General features: G+C 61.9%; 19 protein-coding genes. 9 read left to right on the plus strand and 10 right to left on the minus strand.

The window, feature by feature from the left end; all coding sequences use genetic code 11:
* Nucleotides 1-42: 42 nt before the first annotated feature.
* Complete coding sequence (locus tag GSQ88_RS32860; protein WP_159012402.1) at nucleotides 43-1,194, plus strand: protein NO VEIN domain-containing protein; 1,152 nt, start codon at nucleotides 43-45, stop codon at nucleotides 1,192-1,194.
* On the opposite strand, the gene GSQ88_RS32865 is transcribed toward GSQ88_RS32860, so the two are convergent.
* The 4 genes from GSQ88_RS32865 to GSQ88_RS32880 all read right to left on the minus strand — a co-directional run bounded on the left by GSQ88_RS32865 (nucleotide 1,195) and on the right by GSQ88_RS32880 (nucleotide 8,936).
* Nucleotides 1,195-2,682: a DNA cytosine methyltransferase gene (locus tag GSQ88_RS32865; RefSeq protein ID WP_159012404.1), complete on the minus strand. Its 1,488-nt coding sequence runs from the start codon at nucleotides 2,680-2,682 to the stop codon at nucleotides 1,195-1,197.
* The gene (locus GSQ88_RS32870) at nucleotides 2,642-3,100 is read right to left on the minus strand and encodes a very short patch repair endonuclease (protein WP_159012406.1); all 459 of its coding nucleotides are present in this window, start codon (nucleotides 3,098-3,100) and stop codon (nucleotides 2,642-2,644) included. The genes GSQ88_RS32865 and GSQ88_RS32870 overlap by 41 nt, the downstream gene beginning before the upstream one ends.
* A gap of 853 nt (nucleotides 3,101-3,953) precedes the next feature.
* On the minus strand, nucleotides 3,954-6,434 hold the full coding sequence (locus GSQ88_RS32875) for an adenylate/guanylate cyclase domain-containing protein (protein ID WP_159012407.1): 2,481 nt from the start codon (nucleotides 6,432-6,434) through the stop codon (nucleotides 3,954-3,956).
* 378 nt (nucleotides 6,435-6,812) lie between these two features.
* Nucleotides 6,813-8,936, minus strand: a complete 2,124-nt coding sequence (locus GSQ88_RS32880; protein ID WP_159012408.1) for an AsmA family protein — start codon at nucleotides 8,934-8,936, stop codon at nucleotides 6,813-6,815.
* 219 nt (nucleotides 8,937-9,155) lie between these two features.
* Here GSQ88_RS32880 and GSQ88_RS32885 point away from each other — a divergent pair, with 219 nt between their 5' ends.
* Nucleotides 9,156-9,830 carry a Crp/Fnr family transcriptional regulator gene (locus GSQ88_RS32885; protein ID WP_159012409.1) on the plus strand — a complete coding sequence of 225 codons (675 nt, stop codon included), beginning with the start codon at nucleotides 9,156-9,158 and terminating at the stop codon, nucleotides 9,828-9,830.
* Between the two features lie 162 nt (nucleotides 9,831-9,992).
* Here GSQ88_RS32885 and GSQ88_RS32890 read toward each other — a convergent pair whose 3' ends face one another.
* The 4 genes from GSQ88_RS32890 to GSQ88_RS32905 all read right to left on the minus strand — a co-directional run bounded on the left by GSQ88_RS32890 (nucleotide 9,993) and on the right by GSQ88_RS32905 (nucleotide 16,687).
* Nucleotides 9,993-13,160, minus strand: a complete 3,168-nt coding sequence (locus tag GSQ88_RS32890; protein WP_159012410.1) for an efflux RND transporter permease subunit — start codon at nucleotides 13,158-13,160, stop codon at nucleotides 9,993-9,995.
* A complete protein-coding gene (locus GSQ88_RS32895; protein ID WP_159012411.1) occupies nucleotides 13,160-14,095 on the minus strand; it encodes an RND family efflux transporter in 936 nt (311 codons plus the stop codon). The genes GSQ88_RS32890 and GSQ88_RS32895 overlap by 1 nt, the downstream gene beginning before the upstream one ends.
* 265 nt (nucleotides 14,096-14,360) lie before the next feature.
* Entirely contained in the window at nucleotides 14,361-15,023 is a 663-nt protein-coding gene (locus GSQ88_RS32900) for an OmpA family protein (protein WP_159012412.1), read from the minus strand.
* Nucleotides 15,024-15,199: 176 nt separating this feature from the next.
* Nucleotides 15,200-16,687: a caspase family protein gene (locus GSQ88_RS32905; RefSeq protein ID WP_159012413.1), complete on the minus strand. Its 1,488-nt coding sequence runs from the start codon at nucleotides 16,685-16,687 to the stop codon at nucleotides 15,200-15,202.
* Nucleotides 16,688-17,134: 447 nt separating this feature from the next.
* On the opposite strand from GSQ88_RS32905, the gene GSQ88_RS32910 reads away from it, so the two are divergent.
* Nucleotides 17,135-17,950, plus strand: coding sequence for an N-acyl homoserine lactonase family protein (locus tag GSQ88_RS32910; protein ID WP_159012414.1), 816 nt, complete (start codon nucleotides 17,135-17,137; stop codon nucleotides 17,948-17,950).
* 71 nt (nucleotides 17,951-18,021) lie between these two features.
* Nucleotides 18,022-18,366 carry a RidA family protein gene (locus GSQ88_RS32915; RefSeq protein WP_159012415.1) on the plus strand — a complete coding sequence of 115 codons (345 nt, stop codon included), beginning with the start codon at nucleotides 18,022-18,024 and terminating at the stop codon, nucleotides 18,364-18,366.
* 159 nt (nucleotides 18,367-18,525) lie between these two features.
* Here the strand turns inward: GSQ88_RS32915 and GSQ88_RS32920 are convergent, their stop codons facing one another.
* The gene (locus GSQ88_RS32920) at nucleotides 18,526-18,975 is read right to left on the minus strand and encodes a MarR family winged helix-turn-helix transcriptional regulator (protein WP_159012780.1); all 450 of its coding nucleotides are present in this window, start codon (nucleotides 18,973-18,975) and stop codon (nucleotides 18,526-18,528) included.
* 160 nt (nucleotides 18,976-19,135) lie between these two features.
* Here GSQ88_RS32920 and GSQ88_RS32925 point away from each other — a divergent pair, with 160 nt between their 5' ends.
* The 5 genes from GSQ88_RS32925 (at nucleotide 19,136) to fahA (ending at nucleotide 24,919) form a co-directional block, all read left to right on the plus strand.
* Entirely contained in the window at nucleotides 19,136-20,740 is a 1,605-nt protein-coding gene (locus GSQ88_RS32925; RefSeq protein ID WP_159012416.1) for an FAD-dependent oxidoreductase, read from the plus strand.
* Between the two features lie 11 nt (nucleotides 20,741-20,751).
* The gene (locus GSQ88_RS32930) at nucleotides 20,752-20,979 is read left to right on the plus strand and encodes a DUF2783 domain-containing protein (RefSeq protein ID WP_159012417.1); all 228 of its coding nucleotides are present in this window, start codon (nucleotides 20,752-20,754) and stop codon (nucleotides 20,977-20,979) included.
* Between the two features lie 145 nt (nucleotides 20,980-21,124).
* The gene (locus tag GSQ88_RS32935) at nucleotides 21,125-22,078 is read left to right on the plus strand and encodes an MBL fold metallo-hydrolase (protein WP_159012418.1); all 954 of its coding nucleotides are present in this window, start codon (nucleotides 21,125-21,127) and stop codon (nucleotides 22,076-22,078) included.
* 2 nt (nucleotides 22,079-22,080) lie between these two features.
* On the plus strand, nucleotides 22,081-23,427 hold the full coding sequence (hmgA, locus tag GSQ88_RS32940) for a homogentisate 1,2-dioxygenase (protein WP_174248171.1): 1,347 nt from the start codon (nucleotides 22,081-22,083) through the stop codon (nucleotides 23,425-23,427).
* Between the two features lie 220 nt (nucleotides 23,428-23,647).
* Nucleotides 23,648-24,919, plus strand: a complete 1,272-nt coding sequence (gene fahA, locus GSQ88_RS32945; RefSeq protein WP_159012420.1) for a fumarylacetoacetase — start codon at nucleotides 23,648-23,650, stop codon at nucleotides 24,917-24,919.
* 132 nt (nucleotides 24,920-25,051) lie between these two features.
* Here fahA and GSQ88_RS32950 read toward each other — a convergent pair whose 3' ends face one another.
* A complete protein-coding gene (locus tag GSQ88_RS32950; protein ID WP_159012421.1) occupies nucleotides 25,052-25,363 on the minus strand; it encodes a DUF1272 domain-containing protein in 312 nt (103 codons plus the stop codon).
* Nucleotides 25,364-25,401: the final 38 nt, after the last annotated feature.

Genomic DNA, 25,401 nt, shown 5'->3' on the forward strand with positions numbered 1-25,401 from the left:
TGGGGCGATTCTCAGCGATTCGTTTCCTCCCGGGAGGTGATTTTGCAATACGCGATCAAGAAGCTGACAATGTCGGACCTGACCCTCTTTGAGCCCCAATTTCGTCGACTCCAGGCGGAGGCGCGATTGTCGAGAGACCAGGGCAGCAAGCAGAAGGGCATTAATCTCAACGCGGACGTGTTCGCTGAGCGGTTTTTCCCAGCAGCTCGTGCCGACGGAGAGCGCCGCCGCTTCAATATCCCCGTGACCATCTATGGTCCCGGCGCGAGTCCCGATCCTCAAACGCTCACCAGAAAGGTGATTACGGCCGGTTCAGGAGGAAAGAATTGGCGGTTGAACGGCGAACTCATCCCGAATCCAGATTTTGACCCGAACCGTTACGATCAGCTCAGGCCCGGCGATTTGGTTCTCTTCGCGGTGGGCGGCACTACCGAACCTACTTCAATGGTCTTGGTACTGCTGTCCCAAACGAATCCGCATGATGCAGCAGTCTATAGCGGCCTCAGCAGCTCTGTCGGCAATCGAAAGACATCTGTGATCAGTGAGGAGGATCTCCGCGCTCTCGCTGCTAGGTCCCCTGCTGAACATCCCGTTCGCGAGTTGATCGATCCTGATCTGGACGAAGCCCTTGAGGAAGCCGCTGCAGGTTCGTCAGAGGGACTGCGACGCCTTCGTAGAAGAGGTTCACCCAGGCGTATGACTGCTGAAGCCTTTCGAGAGGCTCGGTTGAAGGCCGAAGCCACCGGGCTCGGAGGCGAGCAGCTCTTGAAGGACTGGCTGGAAGGTGAGCTAAGCGCTGGACGAATCCAATCTTATAAATGGGTTGCCGAAGAAAACGCTATTAACCCATGGGACTTTGAGATCGAGGATTCAGCAGGAGAAATGCGTAGGGTTGAGGTCAAGACGACCCGTGCGGGATTCGAGCGTCCAATTCAGATCAGTCAAGCTGAATTGGAATTCGCTGCCGAGCCGTCGGCACCACCGACCGATCTTTACCGGCTGTTCGACTATACCGACGGGAGCGCCAAGCTATCAATTTCCCGCGATATCAGAGAGGCTGCAAAACAGATTCTTGCTGTAGTCCAGCCGCTGAGTCCGCAAGTTAGACCCGACGCGTATACGGTGGCCGTCAGCCTCTTCTCTACCTGGAGCGTAGCCGAGCAGATTAATATCGAAGAAGATGAAGGAGAGTAGCTATTCTGCCGCAACGAGCGTTGGAACAGCTGCGCCTTGGAGGGCCTCCATCATCTTTTCAGCGAGCCTTTTGGCCATAATCGGCGGAACGGCGTTCCCGATCTGCCTATATGCCGGGTTCATAGTTCCAGAAAAGCAAAAGCCGTCCGGAAAGCTTTGCAGTCTCGCTGCTTCACGCACGCTAATCACGCGAGCCTGCGCGCTGTCGTAGTGGATGTGTGAGTAGGTGTCTTTCCCGATATGCGCCAGCAGGGTACGGGATGGGGCGTCTGGACGAAGTTTCCACCACCGGTTTGGGAAATTATGGACCGGGTAGGGAGGTACCATTTTAGCGAACAGCGCCTCCCGGTCATTTTTACTGACGGGCTTGGCTAGGCGACGTTCAATTTGTTTGATTTTTTTCTCCCAGAGCTTCACCGCAGTTGCATGGGCGGCTGGGTATTCGCCGCCGCTAGGCATGTGTCGAAAGATATCTGCGTCGCGAGGAAGATAGCGAATCACGTGGTCGCGTAGTCCTTCGCCCGGGGCTTCGAAACCCTGCCATTTTCGCATCAAACGGGCGTAGGCGGTAAACTTCGTCCTCGGGCCGTACGGAATAAATTCATCGAAACGCCGTGCGCCTCTCTTAAGCTTTCCTTCGAGGTGAAGGGTGATGGAGGGGAGGTCGCCAAGCGCGTCCATGGTAGTTACCGGCCCCGGAAGCGAAGGGTTTCCGTGATCAGCCTCTACAAAGCACTGCTTCTCGAAAAGATCGATGTACTTCAGCGCCACAGCTCGAGTGCCTGCATATCCAGACGGTAGGACTAAGTGATTGGTAGCTTTTGGAAAGTGAACTTCGGTGTTTAAAGCGCGATGATAGGCGATAAGAAAAACGCGATCCCTCATCTGGGGGACGCCATGGAAGGCGGTATTTATGAGGCTGTATCGGGCAATATATCCTAGGTCGTTGAGCGCTTCCGCCACCTCAGCCATGACATTGTGGCCTCCATAATTCATAGCATCCGGAACGTTTTCCATCAGAAGTGCCAGCGGCTGAGTAGCTTCGACGAAATGCAAATAGCGAAGGTAAAGATTGCCGCGCGGATCAACTTTGAACGCACTTGGGTGGTCAGCCACATCACGAAGTTTGGCCCGCCCCACCCGCGCATAGGCTTGGCAGGGTGGACCACCCACTACGACGTCAAAGGAATCCTCAACTGTTCCTAGAGAGAGCGCGCTGGTCAGCTCATCTGGCTCTATTTGGGTAAGGTCTCGCGGTTTCATGTGAGCCGCAAGCAATTCGGGGCTCAGCTCAGAATGAAAGTTGCGCGCGTGAGTTTCGGCGGCCGTCGGGTCGATCTCCACCGCAGCGTCGATTTGGAAGCCCGCGGAATTAAACCCGAGCGAAATTCCACCGCATCCGGAGAAAAGGTCCAGCACACGCGGTTTGTGCCCCCGCCGCAAGCGTTCAAGCTTTTTTAGAATACTCTTCTCGGGAGGCTTTTTCACTCCGGCGTCCCTTTCCCCGAATGAAGGATTCCAATCGGTATCTCAAAACACTAATGTCGTTCGTCTCGCATTCCCAGATCACGAGAACGTCCCATCCACCATTCTGGAGCGCTGACAGATTCTTTCTGTCTCTGCGGACATTCCCCCTGAACTTGGTTTTCCAGAAGAGTTGATTAGACTTCGGTATATATGCAAACTCGCAGTAGGGATGGCGATGCCAGAAGCAGCCACGAACTTCAATGACCTTGCGCCGCCCGCTCATAACGATGTCAGGCTTACCTGGAAGTGTTCTCACGTGTAGCCGGTAACCGACCCCAAGCGAGTGTAGGGCCTTTCGAACCACGAGCTCTGGACGCGTGTTTCGTCCCTTTATTTGGGCCATATTTTGGCTTCGCTTTAGTGGACTTACCCTGTCCAAGCCTCCTCCAACGCGCTATTTCGAAAAAACAAATCAGTTTGGAGCCTATTGCGGTTCTTTCGGTTTGTGAATGCCTACCGGAATCCTTCTTTATGGTGCGACCAAGAATTTTCCAGTTCTTTCAGCGCTTTCAAACTTCCACGATATTTCGGATTTTCCGAAATTATCCTTGACTCCTGACCCAAATCACCCTCTTATTCTCTCCCGTCCCGGCCCTCTCAGAGGGGACGTATCATGATCGTCTTGGACGTTGGGCATGGGATGCGGTGGACGCGGCGGCGTTGCGTGCCTTTGGCGCGGACGAACGGCGCCAATGCGGACGGCGAAGTCGTGTGGTCCTGACGCCCCAGATGGCAGGTGCGTCAAGTTCTCGGGAAGCTCACGCTTCCTGGGGGCGACGGTGACAAACAAGCTATGGTCTCGCCGGGGAGAGCACGAAGATAAGCCGTAAACCATTGCGCGGGGAAGGCCGGAGTGTTTCCGCTGAACCTGTATGCTCATGTGCGTTTTTTGTTTGTTGTTGCACATGAGACCGCGGGTGCAGCGCGCACCCGGTCTTCCCCGCGTCCCTCTTGGGATCGCGCTGCGCCCCTCTGATTTTTGGGGCGAATGAATTTGCAAAACTCGGGCGAGGGGTGTCGCGAGAATGCGGACGCATGTTCGGTCGTCATTGCGAACGAGGCCGGGATCCATCGGAACCGTCATCCTGAGGTGCGAGCTCTTGCGAGCCTCGAAGGATGGTGTTCAGCGCAGTGCGTGCGGCCATCCTTCGAGGCGCGCAAGAAAGAGCGCGCACCTCAGGATGACGGCCGAGAAAGCTTCACAGGCTCGAAATCCGGGACGGCGAAAGTGCTCACGGCTGCTTGCGCCGCCGCGCCGCCGGCGCGGCATCCACGACGTTATCGACTTCCTCGCGCCAGCTCAGGATCTCGGCGGCGAGGACGGGATGATTGAATCCCTTCAGATTGAGATCGTCGATCGGGCGGCCTTCGACCCATTGCTCGACCATGCCAAAGACTCTGCGGCCGACCACGATCTGGTTGGCCTTGGCTTCGTCGCACAGCCGCGAGGCGAGGTTGGTGACGCTGCCGATCGCGGCGTATTCCAGCCGCTGCTCGAAGCCGATCTGGCCGAGCGTCGCGTAGCCGAGCGCGATGCCGATGCCGAAGCCGAGATTGTGGCCGCGGTTGCGCCACTTCTCGGTCAGCGCGCCGATGGTGTCGCGCATCTCCACCGACATCTTCACCGCGCGCTTGACATGATCCTCGAATTGTATCGGCGCGTTGAACAGGATCATCACGCCGTCGCCGGCATAGCGGTCGAGCGTGCCCTCATAGCGGAAGATCAATTCGCCGAGCGCCGCGTGATATTCCCGCAGCACGTTCATCGCCTCTTCCGGCTCGGTCTGCTCGGTGAACGCCGTAAAGCCGCGCAGGTCACAAAACACCACGGTGACTTCGCGGCGGTGGCTGTCGAGCAGGCCTTCGTGGCCGTCGCCCGACGCGATCAGTTGCGCGACTTGAGGCGCCAAAAAGCGTTCGAGCCGACGAATCCGCTCGATCTCGCCGAGTTGCGTCTCGACCCGCTCCTCCAGCGACTTGTTCCAATCCTTCAGCTGGTCGGTCTGCTCCTGCAGCTTGTCGGCCTGCTCGCGCACGGTGGCATGCGCGGTCGCCAACTCGCGGCCCTTGGCATCCACTTCGGTGAACAGCCGCGCGTTGCGCATCGCCAGCACCGATTGATGCGCGAAGGTTCGCATCAGCCCGATCAGATTGGGCGAGAATGCGCCAATGTTCTGTCGCAACACCACCAGCGATCCCAGCACGCCCTGCTTGTCGACCAGCGGCACCACCAGCACCGAATGGAAGCCGGCGGAGATCGCGAGGTCGCGCAAAATGTGATCGCTGGCGTCGGCCAGATCGGCAATCGCGATCGGCTCGCCCTTGCTGGCGGCTTCGCCGAGCACGCTCTTGTCCTGGTCGATCGCGAGATGATCGCCGGGCGCTGCCTTGTCGATGCCGATCGATTCGGCGAGGTTGAAGCAGTGGTTGGCCGCGTCATAGCCGTAGATCAGCACCGAATCGGCATGGGTGATTTCGAGCGCGCGCGCCGCCACCGTCGGCAGCACCGCGTTGAGATCGAGCGAGGACGACACCGCGCGGCCGACCTCTTCGAGCACCTTCAATTCGTTGATCGACTGCGCGAGATCTCGGGTGCGCTCCTCCACCTTGGCCTCGAGGCCCGAATAGGTCTCGGCGAGCTGCCCGGCCATGCTGTTGAACTGGCTCGCGAGTTCTTCCAACTCGTCGGCGGTGTGGACGTCGATGCGGTGGCTGAAATCGCCGGCGCCGAGCCGCCGCGCGCCGCTGCTCAACGCCGTGATCGGGATCAGCATGCGTCGTGCCAGCAGCGTGCCGGCCAGGATCGCGACCGCGAGCCCAAGCGCGATCAGCAACGCGATGCGCACCAGCTGGTCGCGGATCGGCGCCAGCGCCTGCGCGGTCGGCTGCTCGAAAAACACCGTCCAGCCGAGTTTGGGGACAGCGGCTGCCGCGGTCAGCACCGAATGGCCCTCGGAATCGGTGCCGGAGGCCAGCGGCGCGCTGTCCGGCGTCATCAGGGCTGCGACCTGCGGCAGCGTCGACAGATCCGCGCCGATCTCGGGGCCTCGCGCCGACGTCGCGAGCACCTTGCCGCTGGAATCCGTCACATAGGCGAAGGTGGCCTTGCCGACCTGGGCGTCGCCGAGCAAATCCGACAGGATGCCAAGGTCGATATCGGCCACGGTGACGCCGGCGTTGAAGCCGGAATGCGATACCGAGATCGACATATAAGGCTGCGAGCCCCTGAAATCCGCCGGCGCGTAATTGACGCCGCGCTCGACGGTCTGGCTAAAGCGCATGTCGCGGGAAAAATCCGCGCCGCCATTGACCTGGATATTGGTGCGCGACAGCCGCAGCAATTCGCGGCCCTGGCCGCTCACCAGCGAGAGCTGGCTGACGGCGGGGACGCCGTTGAGCAGTTGCGCATAGTCGTTGCGGTGTTTCTCCAGCGTGTCGGCGCTGGCGCGGGTCACCCAGCTGATCTGCCGTTCGAGATCGGAGATCGATTGCTCGATCCGCTTGGCGGTCGCCTCGGCCTTCTCCGACATCGCGTCGGTCAGCGTGGTCTTGGTGGCGCGGTAGCTGATCCAGGTCTCGAACGCGCCGTTGACCGCGAGCACGAACACGACGAGGCCCACCAATGCGAGGACGTATTTGGCGAACAGGCCCTGGAACAGGCCCGCAAACGAGCCTCGACCGCCAAACCGGATATTGTCCCTGACCCCGCTCATCCCAATCCTCGGCGGCAGCGCCCCGCAATGGGCGCCGCGTTCACGGCCGTGCCGGCCATGATTAGTCTAACATATTACATCCCTAGCATATGTGAGGTGGCCCGGCCGGAGCTCGGCATGGTTAGCCCGGACGGCGCGCAAATGGCGGGCCGCGTCGCGTGCAGCTACCCCCACCCCCGACCCCTCCCCGCAAGGGGGAGGGGAGCGATAGAACTGCGTCACTGGGTGTGGAGTGAGAGAAGCAAGCAGTCAGATTTCACGGCGGTGGACATCAAGAGGGAGAACACGCCGCTAGGCACGGCGCACTTCTCCCCTCCCCCTTGCGGGGAGGGGTCGGGGGTGGGGGTCAACCAGGGAAACCCAATGATCAGGCCAAACTCAGCGGTTGAACAACTGCCGCAGCACGTCGTTCATTGGCTGACTCTCCTGGGCCGGCTGCGCGGTCGGATCGCTCTGCGCCGGTGTCGGGGCGGGCGAGGTCGATGGGGCTGCCGCGGCGGGCGTTCCCGGCACCGAAAGCGCGCGGCTTTGGCCGGGAACGCGGCCTTGAACATTGCCTTGGGTACCGCCTTGCCCGATGCCCTGCTGGATCAGATTGCCGATGGTCTTGCCGAGATCGCCGCCGAGCGGCTCGGACGCGCCGCCGGTGCCGCCGGTGCCACTCTGGCCCAACAGGCCGCTCAGCGGGTTGCTTCCGGTGGCGTTGCCCGTCTGATTGTCCACCTTGGCAGTTCCGCCCGCGGCGTTGCCGCCCAACAGATTGCCGCCCAATCCGCCGAGCGCGCCGTTCGGCCCGAACAGGCCCTTGCCCATGTCCTTGAGCTTGGCATAGGCCGCATCCGGATTGTCGAGGATGCCGGCCATATCCGGATAGATCCGCGGGCTGGCCCACGGGCCGTCGATCACCACCGGGATGCCGAGCCCGACCGGATCGGAGGTGCGGCCCTGGCCTTGCGTGGTCATCACGAGCTTCGGTTCGGTCCGCAACGCCAGTGTCTTCTCGCCGAGGTCGATGGTCCCGGACCCGGTCACGCGCACCAGCGGGCCCACCAAATTGAGATCGGTCGAGGTGGCCTTGCCCTTCTCGATCCGGAACGAGGCCGAGAGCTGGCTGAGGTCGGTGGTCTGTTCGTTGCTCTGCTGCCATCCCGACAGAGTGCCGGAGGTCAGCGAGCGGATCATTTGGGCGACGTTGATGCCGCGGATTGCGCCGTCCTGGAACACCGTGAACACCGTGCCATCGAGGTTGGACATGATGGCGCGCTGGCTGGCGCCTGAGGATTGTAGCGACAGCTTGGCCTGCAGCTTGCCGTCGAGCCTATCGAAATCGGCCACGCTTTGCAGCAGCGGCAAGGCGCGGACCCCGGCCAAGTCGCTGCGCAACGCGTAAGCCGGCACCGCCGGCGAGGCATCGACGATCAGATCGGCATTGGCTTGGCCGCCATAGGCGCCGAGATTGGCGAGCCGGCATTTCAGCACGCCGCTGGCCAGCGTGGCGTCGATCGCGACCGGCGCGATATGGCTGTCGCCGATATTGATTTCGGCGGCGGAAATCTTCGCCTGCAAGTCGACATAGTTCAATCCGCCGAGGTCGATCGGAACATTGCTCCATGGCTGCGGCGTCGATCCGGCGTTGCCCTTGGACATCGCGACATCGAACCGCTGGAAGTCGAGGTCGAGTTTGACCAGCGGCTTGCTCGCGATATCGACCGAGGCCCAGCCGTTGAACGCGGCGTCACCGAGCGCGCCGGTGAGGCCGTTGATCATCACGACCGTGCCGTTGAGCCGGATCTCGGCCTTGGCCGACAGCGGGTTCTTCAGCAGATCGGGCGCTTCGACCATCAAATCGACCGGGATCGTCTGCCGTTCGAGCGGTGGCGCCGGCGGCGTCACCTTGATGACGAATTTGAGCGGATGCTCGCTGGCGCGCGCGCTACCGGTGGCCCGGATGTTTCGATCGTCGCCGATAGTGGCTTTGGCGTTGATGCCGTCGATGCGGTTGGTCACGCGATCGCGCAGGTTGGAGAAAACGATCGCGCCATCGGTGACCGTCACGCGCCCGATTCTGACCGTGTTCTGCTTGGCTTCGGCTTCCGTGGAGGTCACCACGCCCCGCGGCGGCGAATTGCGCGGCACGGTGCGTTCGCGCAGCAACGGGACGGTCAGGACCGGACGGTCGATGACGAGTTCGGTGACTTCGGGGGCGCCCGACCACAGGCTCGCGAGCTTGATGTTGGCCTCGATGCTGCCGACGGTCAGCTGGTCGCTGCTGTCGCGGTCCTTTGGATCTTGCAGCGTGACGTCGTCCAGCGTCACGTTCAACGACGGCCAGAGGCCGATTTTGGTCGAGCCCGCGATCGTCAGCCGGTATCCGGTCTCGCGCTCGACCCGCGCCTGGATCGCGGAGGTCAGGAAGCTGGAGGGAATCCCGACGACCAGCACGAGGCCCGCGACCACGATGATGGCGGCAATGGCGGCTCCGGCGATTTTCAGTGGCTTCATGATGCTATTCCAACCCAGGCAAACAGCGTCTCTCCGGCCGCATCATGCTCCGACGCGGCCGATGGCCTGAGCTTATCCCGGAAAGGGCAGACCGCTCAAAGGAGGGTCGAAAATAATCCGGAGTTGCTGCAAAGTTCTGTGACCTATGACACACTTCGAGAGACACATTGTTTGATACGCCTATTTTGAAGCGCTGGCAGGTATTGTGAAGGTATTGCAATGAGCAAACAGACTGAATTTGCGGTCATTCTGAAGATGAATCCGATGTTCGCGGATCTTGGCGCCGACGAACTGCAGCGGATATCGGGTCTTTGCCACACCCAGCAACTTGGTCTCGGCGAGGTGTTGTTCCAGAAGGGCGATGCCGGCGACGCCCTGTTCGGGATCCGCCGCGGCCAGATCCGGATCGAGACCGGCGCCTCCGACGGCAGCCGGCTGACACTGAATTTCATGGGCCCGGGCGATCTGTTTGGCGAGGTCGCGGTGCTCGACGGCGAGAGCCGCACCGCAGATGCGATGGCCGGCGAGCCGTCGGAACTGTTCGTGCTGCGGCGGCAGGATTTTCTGGCCTTCCTCGAACGCGAGCCCAAGGTCGCGATCAAGATCATCCAGCTCTTGTGCCAGCGGATCCGCTGGCAGAGCGAGCGGATGGAGGAATCGGTGCTGCAGCCGCTGCCGGTTCGGCTCGCGCGACGGCTCTGCGCGCTGGCCTCCGATTTCGGTTCCGAAGTGCACATCTCGCAGGAACAGCTCGGCGTCTTCGTCGGCGCCGCGCGTGAAAGCGTCAACCGTCAATTGCAGCTCTGGCGCAGGGACGGCATCCTCGATTTGCAGCGCGGCCGGATTTTACTGCAGAACCTCACCAAGCTGACCGCGTTGGCGCGGAACGAGTAGGGCGCGGGCGCGAGCCTGCTACTTCGTCATGGCCGGGCATAGACGTCCGAAGGACGGCGTCGCTTCCGCTCGCCTATGCCCGGCCATCCACGTCCTTAGCTCGCTGAAGAAAGTAAGACGTAGATCACCGGGACGAGCCCGGTGATGACGGTGATACACCGCTCACTCCGCGGCGGGTGAGTGCACGATGCTCGGTGGGGGCGACGGTTGCTTGCGATCGGCATCCTCGTGATCGGCGGTGTGAGCCGCCGACGGATGCTCGCTCTCGGCATGCGAGGCGAGCAGTCGCTTGCCGAAGCGCCAGATGAAGGCGCCGACATCGTCCATCAGGACGAACATCGCCGGCACGAACACCAGCGACAGCACGGTGGAGAACACCAGGCCGCCGATCACGGCGAGCGCCATCGGCGAGCGGAATTCACCGCCGGCGCCGAACGCGAGCGCGGACGGCATCATGCCGGCGGCCATCGCGATCGTGGTCATGACGATGGGGCGCGCGCGCTTCATGCCGGCATCGATGATCGCCTCGTCGCGCGGTCTGCCTTCGCGGATCGATTCGACGGCGAATTCCACCAGCATGATGGCATTCTTGGTGACGATGCCCATCAGCATCAGGATGCCGATGAACACGGGAACCGTGAGCTGCTTGCCGGTCAGGAGCAGCAAGCCGATCGCGCCGCCCATCGAGAGCGGCAGCGAGAACAGGATGGTGATCGGCTGCAGGAAGGTTCCGAACAGCAGCACCAGCACGGCATAGACGATCATCAACCCGGCGGTGATGGCGGTGATGAAGCCCGCTGAAAGGTCGGCGAGCGCCTCGGCGTCGCCGGACGGCCCGACATTGACGCCCTTCGGCAGGCTCTTCATGACCGGCAGCTCGTGGATCTTCTTGGTAGCATCGCCCAGTGCGGCGGTACCCACCAGATCGGCCGCAACGGTCGCCTGGCGTTCCCTGTCATAGCGATTGATGCTGGTCGGGCCCTGATCGAAATTGATGTCGGCGACCACCGATAACGGCACGCCGCCCTTTTCGCCGTGCTCGCCGAGCGGTACGCGCAACTCCTCGAGGGTTTGCAGGTCGCCGCGGGCGGAGTCCTCGAGTTGGACGCGGATCGGCACCAGCCGGTCGCCGGCGTCGAATTTCGCCAGCGCCGGACCGACGTCGCCGATGGTGGCGACACGAATGGTCTGCGACAGGCTTTCGGTCGAAACACCGAGCCGGGCGGCGAGGTCCGCGCGCGGCTGGATGCGCAATTCGGGCCGGTCGAGCGAGGTCTCGGAAATCACGTTGGCAAGCTGCGGAATCCGCTTCATCTGGTTGGCGAGTTCGCTGGCGACGTTACCGACGATGCCGCTGTCGACGCCGGTGACGACCAGTTGCACGGCGCGCTGGCCGTTCTCGTCGAGAAACCAGAATCGGATATCCGGAACATTTTCGAGGTCTTTGCTGACCGCCAGTTCAAGCTCACGCTGCGTGATGCTGCGTTGCTTTTTGGGCGTGTAATTGATGATCAGCGCCGCGCGGCGTACCTCGAGCGTTCCCGGCGGCACCCGGCCGCCATCGACGAAAACACTCTTGACCTCGGGATGCTTGCGCAGCCTGGTTACGATCTCTTCGGTGATTTTCTCGGTATAAGCGAGCTGCGAGCCGGGCGGCAGTTCCATCGCCAGCAGCGAACGCGCGGCGTCCTGCGCCGGCAGGTAGCCAAGTGGCAGCAGATAGATGCTCCAGCACGAGGCGGCGAAGATTCCAAGGCCGACCAGCACCGTGATGAGGTAATGCCGGACCGACCATGTCACGAGCCTGTGGTAGCCGTTCAGCACGCGTCCCGGCGGCGGATCGTCGTGGGAATGGTCTTTCAGGAAGTAAGCCGCCAGCACCGGCGTCACGAACCGCGCGGCGAGCAGCGAGAAGAACACCTGCACAGAAACCGTGATGCCGAATTGCTTGAAGAATTGACCGGCGATGCCCCCCATGAAGCTCGCCGGCGCGAAGATCGCGATGATGGTGAGGCTGATCGCGATCACCGCGAGGCCGATTTCGTCGGCGGCTTCCAGCGCGGCGCGATACGGCGTCTTGCCCATCCGCATGTGGCGCACGATGTTCTCGATCTCGACGATGGCGTCGTCGACCAGAATACCGGTTGAAAGCGTGATGGCGAGGAAGCTGATCAGGTTGAGCGAGAATCCAAGGATATCCATCGCCCAGAACGCGGGGAAGATCGACAGCGGCAGCGAGATCGCCGCGATGATGGTGGCGCGGATGTCGCGCAGGAACAACAGCACGATGACAACCGCGAGAATGGCGCCTTCGAACAAGGTCGAGATCGCCGCTTCGTAATTGCCCTTGGTGAACTCGACCGAGGTGTCGATCAGCTTGAGGTCGACATCGGGGTAGGCTTCCTTGAGGGCGTCGATCCGTTTCTGCACCAGACCTGCGACCACCACGTCGCTGGCGCCCTTGGAGCGTTTGATGCCGAGTGCCACCACCGGTTCGCCATCGAAGCGGGCGAAGGTCCGCCGGTCGGCGATGGTGTCGGTGACGGTGCCGAGATCGTCGAGCCGCACCTCGCCGCCGGTGAACAGCGGGATCATCGTGCCGGCGAGATCGTTCAAGGTCTTGGCGCCGGCCAGCGTTCGGATCGCCTGATCGTTCTTGCCGATCTCGGCCCGGCCGCCGGCGAGGTCGACATTGGTACCGCGCAGGCTCTGGCTGACATTGACGGCGGTCAGCCCCGCGGCCTGCAGCCGGTCCGGATCGAGCGAGACCAGGATTTCGCGCTCGACACCGCCGATGCGCTCGACCTGGGAGACGCCCCGCACGCCCTGCAGCGCGCGTTTGACGACGTCGTCGACGAAATAGGACAGTTGCTCCGGGGTCTTGCCCGGTGAGATCGCGGCATAGGTGACGATCGGCAGTCCGATCACGTCGACCCGCGAAATCAAGGGTTCGGCGACGTTTTGCGGCAAATTGCTGCGCACCCGGGTGACGGCGTCCTTGACGTCGTTCAGCGCCCGGTCGGTATTGGTCTCCAGCGCAAACTCGATCGTCGTCACCGACAACCCGTCGGTGATCGACGATGAAATATGCCGGACGCCTTCGACACCCGACACGCCGTCTTCAATGGTCTTGGTGATCTGCGATTCCAGTTCGGACGGCGCCGCGCCGAATTGGCCGACCGCGACCGAGATCACCGGAATGTCGGCGCTGGGCAGGCGCGTCACGGCGAGCTTCGTGAAACTGATCCAGCCCAGCGCCAGCAGGATGATTGAAAACACCACCGACGGAAGCGGGTTACGGATCGACCATGCCGAAATATTCAAAGCCATCAGCGTCCCCGCGTGCGGTCGAGTTCGTCGGCGAACATGGTCTTGATCTGGTCACCGTCATGCAGCGAACTGCCGGCGTCGGCCACGACGATTTCGCCGACGTCGAGGCCCTCCAGGATTTCCGTGCTGGTGTCCGACACGAGCCCGACCCGGACGTTCCGTGTCTCGACGGTGTTGCCTTTGACGACCTGAACGGTCAGATGGTCGATCGCGGTGCGCGGAATGGCTACCCCGCAACTGCGCTTGGCGTCGATACTGGCGCGGGCGAACATGCCGACCTTCAGCGACGGGTTGCTGGTCAGCGATATCCTGATATGGCCGAGCTGGTTGGTCCGGTCGATTTCCGGCGAAATCAGCCGGACGCGGCCGACCAGATCGGGCGCATCGTCCCGGCTGATGCGCACCGTCGCGCCCGGATTGAGCTTCAGCATGTGGACGGCGGGCACCTGGGCGTCCAGCTCGACCTCGTTGTTGACGGCAATGCGAAACATCGGCCCGGCCTGCGGCGAGGCCGGCGCGCCGACGATGGTCTTGACCTCGGTGAGCAAGCCTGCGGCCGGGGCGCGCAGCGAAATCGGCCCCTGATTTGGTCTGGCCGGTGCTCCCGGCTGCTGGGGCTGCTGCGGCGGCGCGCTGAGCCGCGCCAGTTCCTGGTTATCCGCGACGGTATCGCCCTCGCGAACCAGCAGATCGGTGACCTTGGAGCCTTCCTGGTCGGCGCCGACCACCGCTTCCCTGCGCGGCACCACAAATCCGGTGACCCGCACCAGATCGGAGAAGCAAGCATTGGTGGATTTGGTGACGATGACGCGCGCCTGGCTCGGTGTTTCCTTTTGCTCGGGCGGAGAGCGCAGGTCGAACCAGTAATAACCAGCGCCCAGTGCAACAACGGCGATCACCGCCAGCGCAGGATTGAGGTATTCAGAGAGCTTCATCGCCGGATCAATCCAGACCTTGTCGTGTCGCGTTCATGCGTCGAGCGGGTATCGGGCGCGGCTTCGGCTGTCCTCTAGCGCAGAGGGCGCTTTTGAAACAGCACGTCCCGCAGGGTGCGGGACGCATTGTAGCGGTAAAGCTTTAGTCCACGCCACGCCAAGATTGCCTCCAAGATTGCTTCAAATACGGCTCCCTTGAGGTCTCCGTTCACCGGAACATTCGAGGGAGGCTCACTTGCAAGGGAAGCTCACTTGGACAGGAAGCTCATTTGGACGCGGTCTCTTTGTTCTGCATGTTCACGACCTGCACCCGGCGGTTCACGTCCGCCAGCGGCTGGCTGGGATCTTTCAGCTTGGTCTTGCCGTAACCGACGGTCACCAGATCGCTGCCGGCGACGCCGAACTTGTCGCTCAGATAGCGCTTGATCGCGTCGGCGCGCCGCTCGGACAGATCCTGATTGTAGCCCTCGCCGCCGGCCGCGTCGGTATAGCCCGCGACGATAAAGGTCGAGCCCTTCAAGTCCGGGTTGGTCAATGCCTTGCCGAGGGCCTGAACCGAGGGCAGCGACTTGCTGCTGATATCGGCTGAATTGTAGTCGAAGTTGATTTCCAGATCGATGTTCGGCTTGCTCTTCGCGATGGTGGCGATTTCCTCGCGTTCGCCGGTCGAAAGTGAACGGGTCGCCCGGTTCCGGATCTTCTGAACGAAAGCGCCTTCGGCCGCGACGCTCGCCGGATCGGCCTGCGGCCCTACCGACAGGCCTCTGGTCAAGGGCTTTTTCGGCGGGCTCAGCGCCTGGAGGATCTGATCCTCGGTGACATTGTTATCGCCGGCGACAGCTTTTCCCACCCCGATCGAAAGCGCGGCGCCGACGGTCATGATCGAAACGATCGCGGTCAGCTTTCTTGTTCCAAAAATTTTCGACATTGCTGGTCCCTCCTGCGCAATGAGCGCGGTTTAATACAGCTAAAAATCAACCGCCGTGACAAAGGTCACAGATCCTGGCGGTTACCGCCTTAATTCGCGATACTATCCTGTCAGTATGTCTCTGGTGCCGTCCCGAGGTTCGAGCAAGCAGCAGTCCCCTGCAACCTAAATCCGGGTCAATTTACCCCGTAACTAGCGAATTCCTTGACGATATTCGGATCCATCGCCTTGGCGTTGGTAATGTCCAGATCGCCCTCCGATACCGAGCCGTTGCGCTGCTTGGCGAGCCCGCGGCCATACAGCGACGAGGTCAATCGCGGATTGATCTTCAGGGCGGCGTCGAAATCGGCGATCGCATTCTTGGTTTGCCCGCTCTTCAAATTGAGCAGGCCGCGGCTGTCCAGGGCATCGACAAAGCTCGGGCGCAGCCGAAGTGCCTCGTTGCAATCCTTCAGGGCGGCCTGCAGATCGCCGATCACGGTGCGCGCCCAGCAGCGGTTGTTATAGGCTTCGACGTCCTTTGAGTTCAGCCGCAGCGAGTCGGAGAAGTCATTGATGGCAAGGGTGTAGGCCCCCTTGCTGGCAAAGACCTGGCCACGGCGGTAAAGCGCATTGGCGTCGTCGGGATTCTCCGCGAGCTTTTTGTTCAGGTCCTGGATGATCGGATCGCGGGCGAGCGCCGAAGCGGATGCCCCGTCGCTTTTGTCCTCCGGATTGGTCGCGGGGGGCGTCGGGGTTTCGAGCGGCTTGATCGGCGGTGGTGGATCAAACCGCGGCAGCGCCGGAGGTTCGGAAGCCTGAGGCGTATTGAGCGCGACTGCGGGCGATGGCGCGCTCGACGGTCCGTTTGAAGGCCCATTCGAAGGTCCATTTTGAGGCCGTGAGCCGTTCGCGCTTGTGTTGGTCCCCGGAATGAACGCGAAATCCTCCGCCAGGGAGGACGAAATCCACGGCACTTGCTCGCTGCGGGAAGCCCGGGTGACGCCGACGCGGGTCCGGTTGAGCGTCTCTTCCGCCATCAAATCGGGAACGCGGATTTCCTTCAGCAGCTCCTGCACGAACAGGCTGTGATCACCGCCATTGTCCGAGATGACCGAGCTGAGCGCCGCCGAATACATCACCAATGTACCGTTCGGCGCGATTACCGGTGCGAGGCCGGCGGAAAAGCTGCGGAACCGGCGCTCGAACGGATTGCGGCGGGAGGCGTCGATCAGGGCGATTTTGACGCCCGCGCCGCGATTGTTGATTTCGCCCAGCACGGTTTCCAGGCTGAAGCCGTCGCGGCGAACATCCGGTTCGGTCCATATCTGGGCGTCGACCGGGATCATGTAGCTCTGGCGCGCGGCCTGAACGCCGAATCCGCTGAAGAAAACCAGCACTACGGAGCCCGGCTTGATGCGGCCATATAGTTTGTCGAAGGCGCGCCGCATGCCGTCGCCGGTCAGGTTTTCCCCGATATCGACACTAAAACCGTCGCGCTTGAGTTCGTCGGCAATGTCACGGGCGTCGTTGATTGGCTCTTTCAGCGGCGCGTCGGCATCCGGATATTTTGCGTTGCCGATGACCAACGCAAAGCGGTCGGCCCGGCTATCCGCGGCGACCGATCGGTTGATCGGTGCAATCGCCAAAATCGAGGTCACAAGCAATGCGAAGCAAATTTTCATGCGACGGGGGTCCAGCCAACAAGGCGCCGATCCCAGCTTGCGCCTCGGCGACCTTACTCTACACAGTCTGCATTATCAAACCGGGGCCGCCACCCGTCAACCGCTTGCGGCGTCGGGCTTATCGCGACGATTAACCGCGATGCCACCTGACCGTTCGAGGACATAAATCCGAGCCAGGATGGGCTCGCATCCCATGGCGCATAGGTTGGTTCATGAACCGAACCTGCGCCGGACAATGTGATTGGCCTCACATTTTGTGCGCGACGCCTGTCATGCCGGCGACATCCAGCCGTAACCTTTGCTGCGCGGCGTTGACACTCGCAGGTCTGATCTTCGCAGATCTGACCTTGCGCAGGGGCCTTTGCCAATGACAATGGCTTGGTGTGGCAATCGGCCGGCCGCTGATTTAACAATGATGAAACCCCAGGAAAAAAGCGAAGCCAAAAAATGAATCCAACGGGAAACGTCTACGAAATCTATGCCCTGCGCTATGCGACGATGTCGCCGCGCACGCCTCATCTGAACTATTTGGTGCCGGATCCGCACGAGACCACGGCCCAGGACCTCGATTACTTCGTCTGGCTGATCCGAGGGGCGGGCCGCGACATATTGGTCGATACCGGCTTCAACGCCGAGGAAGCGCAATTACGCGGCCGCAAGCTGACGCTCAATCCGGTTGACGCGCTGGATCGTTTCGGGGTCCAGGCCGACAGCATCAGGGATGTTGTCGTTACCCATCTGCATTACGACCACGCCGGCAATCTCGATCGCTTTCCGGCCGCACGGTTTCATCTCCAGGAGCGCGAGATGAGCTATGCCACCGGTCGCTGCATGTGCAACGGCATGCTGCGGCATCCGTTTTCGGTCGAGCATGTCACCCTGATGGTGCGTCATGTCTTCGGTGAGCGCGTCACCTTCCATTCCGGCGATGGCGAGATCGCGCCGGGCGTGACGGTGCATCGTGTCGGCGGCCATTCCGACGGCTTGCAGGTGGTGCGGATCGAAACCGCGCGCGGCCCGGTGGTGCTGGCGTCGGACGCGGCGCATTACTACGGCAATCTGCACAAGCGCAGCCCGTTTCCGATCGTCTATAACATCGGCGACATGGCGCAGGGCTGGGAGGTCGTCGAGCGGCTGGCCGGCCATCCCGATCGTTTCATCCCCGGCCACGATCCGATCGTGAGCGAGATTTATCCACGCGCCAGCGACAAGGTCGATGCATTTGCGTTGCATTTGCCGCCGTCGCGCTCATTCGCCAAGTAGAATCGCAACAAGTAGCATCAAGCGAGCGAACAGATGGCTGGTTACATCGCCAAACACCTTGGGAGCAGGCCATGATCACTCGCTTTGCTGGATTGACGCCAACCCGGAGCCGCGCCGTCGTTCATGACGGCCTGGTGTTCACCGTGGCGGTCGCGCCCGATCCGGTGACGCCGTCGCTGTATGAGCAGACCGTCAAGGCGCTGGCGCGGATCGACGAGAGTCTCGCACTGTGCGGCACCGACAAGAGCAGGATACTGTCCGCGATCGTCTACATCACCGACATGAAGCAGAAGGGTGAGATGAACCGCGCCTGGGACGAATGGGTCGATCCCAAAAATCCGCCGATGCGGGCCTGCATCGGCGTCGATCTCGAAGCGCCGCATATCGTGGAGATCGTGGTGACGGCCGCGAAGTAGGGCGGTGATGACTAAATAACGCTGGTCATGCCCGGCCTTGTGCCGGGCATCCACGTCTTTCTTGATAGGACTGCGTGAAGACGTGGATGGCCGGCCATAGGCGAGCTGGAAGCGACGCCGTCCTTCAGACGGCTACGCCCGGCCATGACGGCAGTTACATTAATACGCCTCCGTCTTGCTCACCTCGTGGGGCGTCTGCACCAGATCGAGGCTCTGCTCGATCTTGCCGAGCAGCATGGCAAAATCCCTTTGCTCGCGGGGCGAGAGGCAGGACAGGATGTCCTGCTCCTTGCGCAACAGCCGCGGGAACAATTCCTCGTAGAGTTTTCGGCCCTTACGGGTGAGCCGCAGGTCGAATTCTCGGCGGTCGTCCGCATTCTCGACCCGTTCGATGGCGCCGCGCTCGAGCAAGGACGTCACCGCCCGGCTGATGGTCGATTTGTGGGTTCTTGTGCATTGCGAGATAAATTGCGCGCTGCACGGGGTCTCGCGAAATCCCAATGTCGCCATCACGCGCCATGCGGGAACGTCGAGGCCGTAACGTTCGGCATATTCGCTCGCCAGCGCCATGCTGACCTCGGCGGCCAGGCGGCTGAGCCGGAACGGCATAAATCCAAGAAGATCGAGTTTTGCCAAAGCCGCTCCAATTTAAGTTGACGGCGGGACGCGTCAGGCGTTTAAGATAGTTGCACGTGAAACTATCTTAGCCGTGATCCGGTTGCTTGACCAGTCCAAGGTTTGCAAAGGTTGAACGTCAAGGGTTGAAGACATGGCGCAGACCAAAACCCAATTCGGCTACCGTCGCCATCCCGATCAGGATCGGCGCGATGGCGACCCCGCGGAACATGCCGTCGTGGTGGTCGGCGCCGGTCCGGTCGGGCTGTCGCTGGCGATCGACCTGGCGCAGCGCGGCCAGTCCGTTGTGCTGCTCGACGACGCCGACCGGATCGGCGAGGGTTCGCGCGCGATCTGCTTTTCCAAGCGCTCGCTGGAATTCTGGGACCGGCTCGGCATCGGCCAGCGCATGGTCGACAAGGGCGTGGTGTGGAGTGTCGGCAAGATCTTTCACGGCGACCACCTGCTTTATCAGTTCAACCTGCTGCCGGAACAAGGCCACAAGCGGCCCGCCTTCATCAATCTCCAGCAATTCTACGCCGAGGCCTATCTGGTGGATCGGGTCGAGGAGCTTCCCAATATCGATCTGCGCTGGCGCAACAAGGTGACGGGCCTTGAAGTCCGTAACGACCATGTGGTGCTGACGATCGAGACCCCGGACGGGCCCTATCGGATTGGAGCCAGCTATCTCGTGGCGTGCGACGGCGCGCGGTCGTCGTTGCGTCAAATGGTGGGCGCTGAGTTTGCCGGTCAGGTGTTCGAAGACCAGTTCCTGATCGCCGACGTCAAGATGGCGGCCGAATTTCCCACCGAGCGCTGGTTCTGGTTCGACCCGCCGTTTCACGCCGGAAGGTCGGCGCTGCTGCACAAGCAGCCCGACGACATCTGGCGGATCGATCTGCAACTCAATCCGGACGCGGATCCGACGGTCGAGAAGCGGCCGGAAAATGTCCGGCCGCGGCTCGCGCGCATGCTGGGTCACGACAAGTTCGAGTTCGAATGGATCTCGCTGTACAAATTCCAGTGCCGACGGATGGAAAGATTTCTGCACGGCCGGGTGATGTTCGCCGGCGATGCCGCGCACCAGGTCTCGCCGTTCGGGGCGAGGGGCGCCAATTCCGGGCTGGAGGATGCCGAGAACCTGGCGTGGAAGCTGGACCGCGTGCTGCGCGGAAGTTCACCGCAAGCGTTGCTCGCGACCTATCACACCGAGCGAAGTGCCGCGGCGGATGAGAACATCCGGGAATCGACCCGTTCGACCGATTTCATGGCGCCTGTTTCACCGCAGGAGGCGCGATTGCGCAAGGCCGTGCTGTCGCTGGCCAAGGAAACCGAATTCGGCAAGCGTATGATCAATGGCGGACGGCTCTCGGTGCCTTCGGTCTATGAATCGCCGCTGTCCTCGGCCGATGGTGACGACTGGCGCGGTGGTCCGCGGCCCGGCACCTCGATGCCCGATGCGCCGGTTGCCGGCGAGGCCGCATTCCTGACCGAAGCCTTCATCAAGGCGGGAAAGCGGTTTACGCTGCTCGCGTTCAGCAATGGCGCTGATATCGATACGCCCGAGGACGTCGGCGTGATCCGTATCGGCGGTCCTGACGGGTTGGCCGATCCGCAGGGGTTGGCGTCCCGGCGCTACGATGCCGAACCCGGCACCGCCTATCTGCTGCGGCCGGATGGTTATGTCGCGGCCCGTTTCCGGCATCCGACCCGCGCCGCGCTCGACGCCGCGCTGGCGCGTGCCACGGGCCATAGCTGAAAGTCGCGCGCATGACATTGTCGACGGAATCGAATTTCACCAAGCCGGATGACGCGTTTCGCGCGGTCGTCGAGGCTCATCGCGGCCTGAGCGACGCGCAGAGCGCCGATCTCGATGCGGCGCTGGTGCTGATCCTGGCCAACCATATCGGCGATATCGGGGTGTTGCGCGAGGCAATTGAGCTTGCAAAGCGGCGGATGGCGACAGCAGACCAACAGGCGCAGCAACAGCAACAATAGAAAGAATGAAAATATGTTTAGCCGTCATTGCGAGCGAAGCGAAGCAATCCAGAGCGACAGAAAGAACTGGATTGCTTCGTCGCAAGAGCTCCTCGCAATGACGGTCTTGGCCTTTCAAACAAATATCTCGAAGGAAAGAAAATAAATGGCAAAAGGTTTCGCATCCACCACCGACATGGCGGAAAAGAAGATCACCTTCTCCGAGATCGGCACTGATCTCTATGCCTTCACGGCGGAAGGCGATCCGAACTCCGCGGTGATCGTCGGTGATGATGGCTGCCTGGTGTTCGACGCGCAGGCGACGCCGGCGATGGCCAATAAAGTGATCGAGCGGGTGCGCACGGTCACCGACAAGCCGATCAAATATGTCGTGCTGTCGCATTATCACGCGGTGCGCGTGCTCGGCGCCTCCGCCTACAAGGCGCAAGGCGTCATCGCGTCGCAGGAGACCTACCGGTTGGTCGAAGAGCGCGGCCAGCAGGATTGGGATTCGGAATATGGCCGCTTTCCGCGGCTGTTCCAGGATGCCGAGAGCATTCCCGGACTGACCTGGCCGACGCTGACCTTCGAAGGCGAGATGTCGATCTATCTCGGAAAGCGCGAAGTGCGGCTGATGCAGCTCGGCGCGGGACACACTTCGGGCGATATCGTGGCCTGGGTGCCGGATGCCGAAGTGATGTTTTCCGGCGATCTGATCGAATATCATTCCGCCTGTTATTGCGGCGATGCTCACTTGCGCGAATGGCCGGCGACGCTGAACGAAATCCGGGCCTTCAATCCCAAGGCGATCGCGCCGGGCCGCGGTGATGCGCTGAAAGGCATCGCGACCGGCCGCGACGCCATCGCGATGACCCGCGATTTCGTCTCGACGCTGTATGGTGCGGCCGAAAGCGCGGTCGCCAAGGGCCGCAATCTCAAGGAGACGATGGCGTCCACCCGCGAGGTGATGGATCCGAAGTTCTCGAGCTTTGCGATCTATGAGCACTGCCTGCCGTTCAACGTCTCGCGGGCGTTCGACGAGGCGTCGGGGATCGACGATCCCGTGATCTGGACCGACAAGCGCGATCAGGAAATGTGGGCCAGCTTGCAAGGAGGATGACCATGAACATCAATACCTCGCCTGACATCATCAACCGGGCTTCCGTCGGCATCGCGCCGGGCTATATGTCCGGCTTCGGCAACAGCTTCGAAACCGAGGCGCTGCCAGGCGCGCTGCCGATCGGCCGCAACTCGCCGCAGCGCTGCGCCTACGGACTTTACGCCGAGCAATTGTCCGGCTCGCCGTTCACCGCGCCGCGCGGCAGCAATGAGCGCTCCTGGCTCTATCGCATCCGGCCGTCGGTCAGGCACTCGGGACGCTTTGCCAGGATCGATGCGGGACTGTGGCGCACCGCGCCGTGCCACGAAGCCGGGTTGCCGATCGCGCAATTGCGCTGGGATCCGGCGCCGATTCCAACGCACGACCAGACCTTCTTGCAGGGCGTGCAGACCATGACCACGGCGGGTGACGCCAACACCCAGGCCGGCATGGCCGCGCATGTTTTCCTGATCACCCAGTCGATGGTCGATCAGCATTTCTATAATGCCGATGGCGAGATGCTGTTCGTACCGCAGCAGGGCAATTTGAGCTTCGTCACCGAGTTCGGCCGCATCGATATCGAGCCCGCCGAAATCGCGGTGATTCCGCGCGGCGTGAAGTTTCGCGTCGAGATTCCGTCCGGTCCGGCGCGCGGTTATCTCTGCGAGAATTACGGCGGCGCTTTCACGCTGCCGGAGCGCGGCCCGATCGGCGCCAATTGCCTGGCCAATGCGCGCGATTTCCTCACCCCCGTGGCGGCGTATGAAGACAAGGACACGCCGACCGAGTTGTTCGTGAAATGGGGCGGCGAGCTGTTCAAGACCACCTTGCCGCATTCGCCGATCGACGTGGTGGCGTGGCATGGCAATTACGCGCCGTATAAATACGATTTGCGGACGTTCTCGCCGGTCGGCGCCATCGGGTTCGATCACCCGGATCCGTCGATCTTCACGGTGATGACCTCGCCGTCGGAGACCGCGGGCACCGCCAATATCGATTTTGTGATCTTTCCGGAGCGCTGGGCGGTGGCGGAAAACACCTTCCGTCCGCCCTGGTATCACATGAACATCATGTCGGAATTCATGGGGCTGATCTACGGCGTCTACGACGCCAAGCCGCAAGGCTTTACGCCCGGCGGCATCAGCCTGCACAACATGATGCTGCCGCACGGGCCGGATCGCCAGGCGTTCGACCACGCCAGCAATTCCGAACTCAAGCCGGTCAAGCTGACCGGCACCATGGCCTTCATGTTCGAAACCCGCTACCCGCAGCGTGTCACCAAACACGCCGCTGAAACCCCGACCCTGCAGGACGATTACGCGGATTGCTGGAACGGCCTGGAGAAGCGTTTCGATCCGAACAAGCCGTAGAGTTTCTTACCCTCCCCTGGAGGGGGAGGGTCGGCTCACATTGAGCGAAGCGAAATGTGAGACGGGGTGGGGTGGAGCAGTGTTACGGCACAACGCATCGCCACCCCACCCCGCCGCTCTACCGGACGACGCTGCGCGTCGCCGGGTCGCGTCGACCCTCCCCCTCCAGGGGAGGGTGAAGAGAGCCGCCTTCGAAAACACCTCTAATCTCGGAAAAACGATGCCTCACCCCAACGACCCAAAACTCCGCTCCTTCATCGACGTCGACGCCACCTCGGACTTCCCGATCCAGAACCTGCCTTATGGCGTGTTCTCGTCGAAGGATGGACTTGCCCCGCGCGTCGGCGTCGCGATCGGCAATTACGTGCTAGATCTCTGGGAGCTCGAACAGGACTCGAGGCTTGATGTCGGCGCGCTCGGGGTGTTCGCCGGGCCGACGCTGAACGCCTTCATGGCGTTAGGTCCCAAAGTCTGGTCGCAGACGCGCGCGCGGATCAGCGAATTGCTGCGGCATGACAATCCGGAGCTGCGCGACAACAGTGAATTGCGCTCGCGCGCGCTGGTACCGATGGCGAACGTCAAGCTTTATCTGCCGATCGCGGTCGCCGGTTACACCGATTTCTATTCGTCGAGGGAGCACGCCACCAATGTCGGCGTTATGTTCCGCGGCAAGGACAACGCGCTGCAGCCGAACTGGCTGCATATGCCGATCGGCTACAACGGCCGTGCCTCCACCGTGGTGGTCAGCGGCACCAAGGTGCGCCGGCCGCGCGGCCAGCTCAAACCGCCGACCGCCGAGGTGCCGAGTTTTGGAGCCTGCAAGCGGCTCGATTTCGAACTCGAAATGGGTTTTGTGGTCGGGCAGCCGTCGAAAATGGGCGAGATGCTCACCGAGAGCCAGGCGGAAGAGATGATCTTCGGCTTTGTGATTTTGAACGACTGGAGCGCACGCGATATCCAGCAATGGGAATATGTGCCGCTCGGGCCGTTCCAGGGCAAGGCGTTTGGGACCTCGATCAGCCCGTGGATCGTCACCCGCGAAGCATTGGAGCCGTTCCGCGTGCATGGGCCGGCGCAGGATCCGGCGCCGCTGCCATATTTGAAGCAGGCGCAGGCGAATAATTACGATCTGCAGCTCGATGTCGGCCTGCGCACGCCGGCGATGAACGAGGCAATGCGGATCAGCCGCACCAATTTCAAATACATGTACTGGTCGTCGGTGCAGCAATTGGTGCACCACGCCTCGTCCGGCTGCGCCATGAATGTCGGCGATGTCCTTGGCAGCGGCACCATCAGCGGCCCGGACAAGGACGCGCGCGGCAGCCTCCTGGAAATCAGCTGGAACGGCACCGAACCGATCGAGCTGCCCGGCGGCGCCAAGCGCACCTTCCTCGAAGACGGCGATTCACTGGTGATGCGCGGCTGGTGCCAGGGTGACGGCTATCGCGTCGGTTTTGGTGAAGTCGAAGGGACGATCCTGCCGGCGGAGTGATTGTTCGTCATTGCGAGGAGCGCAGCGACGAAGCAATCCAGAGCCACAAGGAAGACTGGATTGCTTCGCGGAGCCTGTCATCGGGCCGGCCAGAGGCCGGACCCGTTGGCTCGCAATGACGATGTTGGAACGTCACCGCGCTTCCGGCGCAATATCCCTGATCCGCGAGCAGTGCGCCGCGACGTCGTCATGGCTGTACTTGAGATGGACGCGTTTGTCCGACGGCGGCTGGGCCTCGGCGCAGACGCCTGGCCGCCACGGCTTCGCCGGCCGGATCGGCCGCGGGGCAAAACCGCCGCCGCAGTTCGGGCAGACGTTTTGCAGGTTGGTCTCGACGCAATCCGCGCAAAACGTGCATTCATAGCTGCAGATGCGAGCGTCCGTTGCGTCTGGCGGCAGATCCTTGTCGCAATATTCGCAGTTCGGCCGGAGTTGCAGGGCCATGATGTTGATCCCCCGTTGAGTTGTTACGGATTATCCCA

The organism is Bradyrhizobium sp. S69 (assembly GCF_009766005.1).
Taxonomy (GTDB): domain Bacteria; phylum Pseudomonadota; class Alphaproteobacteria; order Rhizobiales; family Xanthobacteraceae; genus Bradyrhizobium.

What these genes read in the sequence shown, in the direction of transcription:
- GSQ88_RS32930 (WP_159012417.1), top strand. Translation starts at nt 20,752, where the DNA reads ATGACATTGTCGACGGAATCGAATTTCACCAAGCCGGATGACGCGTTT.
- GSQ88_RS32950 (WP_159012421.1), bottom strand. Translation starts at nt 25,363, where the DNA reads ATGGCCCTGCAACTCCGGCCGAACTGCGAATATTGCGACAAGGATCTG.
- GSQ88_RS32885 (WP_159012409.1), top strand. Translation starts at nt 9,156, where the DNA reads ATGAGCAAACAGACTGAATTTGCGGTCATTCTGAAGATGAATCCGATG.
- fahA (WP_159012420.1), top strand. Translation starts at nt 23,648, where the DNA reads ATGCCTCACCCCAACGACCCAAAACTCCGCTCCTTCATCGACGTCGAC.
- GSQ88_RS32915 (WP_159012415.1), top strand. Translation starts at nt 18,022, where the DNA reads ATGATCACTCGCTTTGCTGGATTGACGCCAACCCGGAGCCGCGCCGTC.
- hmgA (WP_174248171.1), top strand. Translation starts at nt 22,081, where the DNA reads ATGAACATCAATACCTCGCCTGACATCATCAACCGGGCTTCCGTCGGC.
- GSQ88_RS32900 (WP_159012412.1), bottom strand. Translation starts at nt 15,023, where the DNA reads ATGTCGAAAATTTTTGGAACAAGAAAGCTGACCGCGATCGTTTCGATC.
- GSQ88_RS32895 (WP_159012411.1), bottom strand. Translation starts at nt 14,095, where the DNA reads ATGAAGCTCTCTGAATACCTCAATCCTGCGCTGGCGGTGATCGCCGTT.
- GSQ88_RS32875 (WP_159012407.1), bottom strand. Translation starts at nt 6,434, where the DNA reads ATGAGCGGGGTCAGGGACAATATCCGGTTTGGCGGTCGAGGCTCGTTT.
- GSQ88_RS32910 (WP_159012414.1), top strand. Translation starts at nt 17,135, where the DNA reads ATGAATCCAACGGGAAACGTCTACGAAATCTATGCCCTGCGCTATGCG.
- GSQ88_RS32925 (WP_159012416.1), top strand. Translation starts at nt 19,136, where the DNA reads ATGGCGCAGACCAAAACCCAATTCGGCTACCGTCGCCATCCCGATCAG.
- GSQ88_RS32905 (WP_159012413.1), bottom strand. Translation starts at nt 16,687, where the DNA reads ATGAAAATTTGCTTCGCATTGCTTGTGACCTCGATTTTGGCGATTGCA.
- GSQ88_RS32880 (WP_159012408.1), bottom strand. Translation starts at nt 8,936, where the DNA reads ATGAAGCCACTGAAAATCGCCGGAGCCGCCATTGCCGCCATCATCGTG.
- GSQ88_RS32920 (WP_159012780.1), bottom strand. Translation starts at nt 18,975, where the DNA reads ATGCCGTTCCGGCTCAGCCGCCTGGCCGCCGAGGTCAGCATGGCGCTG.
- GSQ88_RS32935 (WP_159012418.1), top strand. Translation starts at nt 21,125, where the DNA reads ATGGCAAAAGGTTTCGCATCCACCACCGACATGGCGGAAAAGAAGATC.
- GSQ88_RS32890 (WP_159012410.1), bottom strand. Translation starts at nt 13,160, where the DNA reads ATGGCTTTGAATATTTCGGCATGGTCGATCCGTAACCCGCTTCCGTCG.